4 protein-coding genes are annotated in these 4,651 nt (G+C 72.2%); 3 read left to right on the top strand and 1 reads right to left on the bottom strand.

Annotation, left to right across the window (positions count from 1 at the left end):
- The coding region (locus ACFXA3_RS36060; RefSeq protein WP_385194242.1) for an STAS domain-containing protein at positions 1 to 293 on the top strand (293 nt) is incomplete at its 5' end.
- On the opposite strand, the gene ACFXA3_RS36065 is transcribed toward ACFXA3_RS36060, so the two are convergent.
- Positions 288 to 752, bottom strand: a complete 465-nt coding sequence (locus tag ACFXA3_RS36065; protein WP_385194245.1) for an ATP-binding protein — start codon at positions 750 to 752, stop codon at positions 288 to 290. The genes ACFXA3_RS36060 and ACFXA3_RS36065 overlap by 6 nt on opposite strands.
- Before the next feature lie 176 nt (positions 753 to 928).
- Here ACFXA3_RS36065 and ACFXA3_RS36070 point away from each other — a divergent pair, with 176 nt between their 5' ends.
- Entirely contained in the window at positions 929 to 4,399 is a 3,471-nt protein-coding gene (locus ACFXA3_RS36070; protein WP_385194247.1) for a HAMP domain-containing protein, read from the top strand.
- Positions 4,400 to 4,451: 52 nt separating this feature from the next.
- On the top strand, positions 4,452 to 4,651 hold a 200-nt coding region (locus tag ACFXA3_RS36075; protein ID WP_385194249.1), incomplete at its 3' end, for a hypothetical protein.

Consider the following 4,651-nt stretch of genomic DNA (forward strand, 5'->3'; position numbering starts at 1 on the left):
CCGGGACCGGGTGGGTGGTGGCCGCGCACGGGGAGCTCGACCAGGACACGCTGGCCCCCCTCGAGGAGGCCCTCGCCGACGCAGCGGACCGGCACCCGCTGGTGGTGCTGGACGTGGGGTCCGTCACCTTCGGCGACTCGTCGTTCCTGAACCTGCTGCTGCGGCTGCACCATCAGAGCACCCTGCGCATCGCCGCCCCCGGCGAGCAGCTCCGCCGCCTCTTCGCCCTGACGGGCGCCGACACGGTGCTGTCCGTGTACCCCAGCGTCGAGGACGCCGTCGCAGGATCATGACGGGCGCGGCCCGGCCCGGCCGGCCGGCGGGCCGGTGTGCGGGTCGGCTCCGCCGTAGGGACGGAAGCAGGCCGTGATCGCCTTGCCGCCGTGGCACGCGTGGATGTCCCACGAGTCCGCCAGGGCGGTGACGATCCCCAGCCCCCGGCCGTGGGTGGCGCCGGGTCCGGCGTCGGCCCGCGGCGGGCCGGGCAGGCTCGGGTCCGAGTCGGCGACGCTGACGTGCAGACAGCGGCCGTCCCACGTCAGCACGAGGTGGGCGGTGCCGGCCGCGTGCAGGTGGGCGTTGGTGACGAGTTCGGACACGCTCAGCAGCACGGAATGCACGGTGTCCGCGGCCGCGTCGTCCCACGGCAGCGACTCCAGGTGCCCGGCGGTCCACTGCCGCGCCGCCCGCACCCCCCTCGACACCGGAAACGAGCGCGCCCAGCCCACGACCTTGACCGACAATGCCCTCACCCCATTTCGCGAGTTGTGTTCTTCGTCACCGGTGCGTCTACCCGGCGCCCGCCCGCGCACCCGGGGCTTGCGCGCCCGTGTGCGGAAGCGCTGCTTCACCGGAATCGGTCGTGCCATAAGGTCCTTCGGGTCGGCGTCAACCTTCGCCGACCGGTCGCGTGGCGAGGGGTTGACGGATGGCTGAGCGGACGAGCCCGGATTCGCCGAGCGGTTCGCCGGAGCCCGCGGGCGGCAACGGGGTCGGCGAACCGGAGCTGCGCAGGCTGCTGGCGGGCCTGACGGCGGTGCGCGACGGGGACTTCCGCACCCGGCTGCCCGACACCTCGGACGGACTGCTCGGTGAGATCGCGACCGTCTTCAACGGGATGGCCGACCAGTTGTCGCTGGTCACGTCCGAAGTGACGCGGGTGGCCCGCGAGGTGGGCACCGAGGGCACCCTGGGCGGGCAGGCCGACGTGCCCGGCGTCGACGGCGCCTGGCTGGACCTCACGGATTCGGTCAACTTCATGGCCGGAAACCTCACCGACCAGGTGCGCTCCATCGCCCAGGTCGCGACCGCCGTGGCCAAGGGCGATCTCTCGCAGAAGATCACCGTCACCGCGCGCGGGGAGATCCTGGAGCTGAAGGAGACCATCAACACGATGGTCGACCAGCTGTCCGCCTTCGCCGGGGAGGTCACGCGGGTGGCCCGCGAGGTGGGCACCGAGGGCCGGCTCGGCGGGCAGGCGGACGTCAAGGGCGTCTCCGGCACGTGGAAGGACCTCACGGAATCGGTCAACGTCATGGCCGACAACCTGACCGCACAGGTCCGTTCGATCGCCCAGGTCACCACCGCCGTGGCCAAGGGCGACCTGACCCAGAAGATCCGCGTGGACGCGCGGGGCGAGATCCTGGAGCTGAAGGAGACCATCAACACGATGGTCGACCAGCTGTCCGCCTTCGCCGCCGAGGTCACGCGCGTGGCCCGCGAGGTGGGCAGCGAGGGCCGGCTCGGCGGCCAGGCCGAGGTGGAGGGCGTCTCCGGCACCTGGAAGCGGCTGACCCAGAACGTCAACGAACTGGCCGGGAACCTCACCCGCCAGGTCCGGGCCATCGCCGAGGTCGCCAGCGCGGTCGCCGAGGGCGACCTGACCCGCTCGATCACCGTCGACGCCTCCGGCGAGGTCGCCGAACTCAAGGACAACATCAACTCGATGGTCGGCTCGCTGCGCGAGACCACCCGGGCCAACCAGGAGCAGGACTGGCTCAAGTCCAACCTGGCCCGGATCTCCGGCCTGATGCAGGGCCACCGCGACCTCTCCGTCGTCGCCGCCCTCGTCATGGACGAACTGACCCCGCTGGTCGCGGCCCAGTACGGTGCCTTCTACCTCGCCGAGGAGCGTCCCGGCGGCACCGTGCTCACCCTGGTCGGCTCCTACGGCCGTCCCGCGGGCACCGGAGAGGGCACCGCCTTCGCCCTCGGCGAGTCCCTGGTCGGACAGGCCGCCCGCAGCCACCGCATCATCGCCACCGACCAGGTGCCCGGCGACTACGTGATCTCCTCGGGGCTGGGCCGCACCACCCCGGGCAGCCTGATCATCCTGCCGATCGTGGCGGACGACCAGGTCCTCGGCGTGCTCGAACTCGCCTCGTTCGGCGCCTTCACCCCCGTGCACCGCGACTTCCTCGGCCAGCTGATGGAGACCATCGGCGTCAACGTCAACACGATCGTCGCCAACGCCCGCACCGACGAACTCCTCGGGGAGTCCCAGCGGCTGACCGGCGAACTGCAGGCCCGCTCGGCCGAACTCCAGGTGCAGCAGGAGGAACTCCAGCGCTCCAACGCCGAACTGGAGGAGAAGGCCGCCCTCCTGGCCAGCCAGAACCGTGACATCGAGGCCAAGAACCTGGAGATCGAGCAGGCGCGGCAGGAACTGGAGGACCGTGCCCAGCAGTTGTCGCTGGCCTCCAAGTACAAGTCCGAGTTCCTCGCCAACATGAGCCACGAGCTGCGCACCCCGCTCAACAGCCTGCTGATCCTGGCCCAGCTCCTCGCCCAGAACCCCACCCGCAACCTCAGCCCGAAGCAGGTCGAGTACGCGGGCGTCATCCACTCGGCGGGATCCGACCTGCTCCAGCTGATCAACGACATCCTCGACCTGTCGAAGGTCGAGGCGGGGAAGATGGACATCAACCCCGAGGCGGTGGCCCTGCCCCAGCTGCTGGAGTACGTCGACGCCACCTTCCGCCCGATGACCACGCAGAAGAGCCTCGAGTTCACCGTCACCACCGCCCCCGACGCCCCGCACGCCCTGCACACCGACGATTCGCGGCTGCGGCAGGTCCTGCGCAACCTGCTCTCCAACGCCGTCAAGTTCACCGAGCGCGGTGGCGTCGAGCTGCGGATCGAGCCGGCGACGGCGCCCGAGGTCCCCGCCGGGCTGCCCGGACGCGGGCCCGTGGTGGCCTTCCGGGTCCGCGACACCGGCATCGGCATCCCCGAGCAGCAGCTGGCGTCCGTCTTCGGCGCCTTCCAGCAGGCCGACGGCACCACCAGCCGCAAGTACGGCGGCACCGGCCTCGGGCTCTCCATCAGCCGTGAGATCGCCCAGCTCCTCGGCGGCGCCGTCACCGCGGAGAGCACCCCGGGACAGGGCAGCACGTTCACCCTCTACCTGCCGGTCACGTGGGCGGAGTACGAGAGGGACCCGTTCCCCGCCGCCCCGGAGTCCGCCCCCCACACAGCCGCCGCCGGGCCCGCCGAAGCGGACCACCCGGGGACACCGGCCGTGCCCGCGCAGCGCCAGGCCCGCCGCCTGCTGGTGATCGAGGAGCGCCAGGGCGGCCTGCTCTCCCTCGTCGCCGAGAGCGCCGACCGGGACTTCGCACCCCACCACCGGCCGGCCGGGGACCCCGGCGGCATCCAGGTGGTCGGCGTCACGAGCTCCCGGGAAGCCGCCGCCGCCCTCGCGACGGACTCCTTCCACTGCGTCGTCCTCGAACTCGACATGCCCGACGGGGAGGCCCTGCGCTTCCTCGACGCGCTCGACGGCGACCCGGCGCTCTCCTCCCTCCCCGTCCTCGCGCACAACAACCCCCGGCTGAACACCGGCCAGGAGAGCGCCCTGCGGGAACGGGCCGCGTCACGCCGCCTGGAGCTGCTGTCCAGTCTGGACGAGCTCCGCGAACGCATCGTGCTGCACCTGTCCGCGGACCAGCCGGGCGACGTACTGCCCTTCGTCCACGCGGGCACGGAGCGCGGGCAGACCCCCGCCCACGTGCTCGACGACGGCCTCGCCGGACGCACCGTCCTCGTCGTCGACGACGACGCGCGCAACCTGTACGCCCTCAGCGGCGTGCTCGAACTGCACGGCATCCGCGTGCTCCACGCGGAGGACGGACGCAAGGGCATCGAGACCCTCACCCGCAACGAGGGCGTCGACCTGATCCTGATGGACGTGATGATGCCGGAACTGGACGGCTACGCGGCGACCGCCGAGATCCGGCGGATGCCCGCCCACGCCGGCCTTCCCATCATCGCGGTCACCGCCAAGGCGATGCCCGGCGACCGGGAGAAGAGCCTCGCCGCGGGCGCGAGCGACTACGTGACCAAGCCGGTCGACGCCGACGACCTGATCGCCCGCGTCCGGCACTGGCTCACCAGATGACCGCCGCCCCGCCGCCCCCGCACTTCCGTCCCGGCAAGGAGCCGCACCCACCGTGAGCACCCCCGAAACACAGCGGCACGGCGATGCACGGGCACCGGAGGCCGCCATGGAGGACGCCTTCCGCGCGGCGATCCCGCAGCAGGCCCCGACGCCCCTGGGCCGGCTCGTCGCCACCGTCGAACGGCTGCGCCGCGAGGTGCAGGCCGCGCACGCCGCCGCGGACGGCAGGGCCCTCGTCGAACTGGCCAAGGG

The sequence above is a fragment of the Streptomyces sp. NPDC059456 genome (genome assembly GCF_042750055.1).
GTDB lineage: Bacteria > Actinomycetota > Actinomycetes > Streptomycetales > Streptomycetaceae > Streptomyces.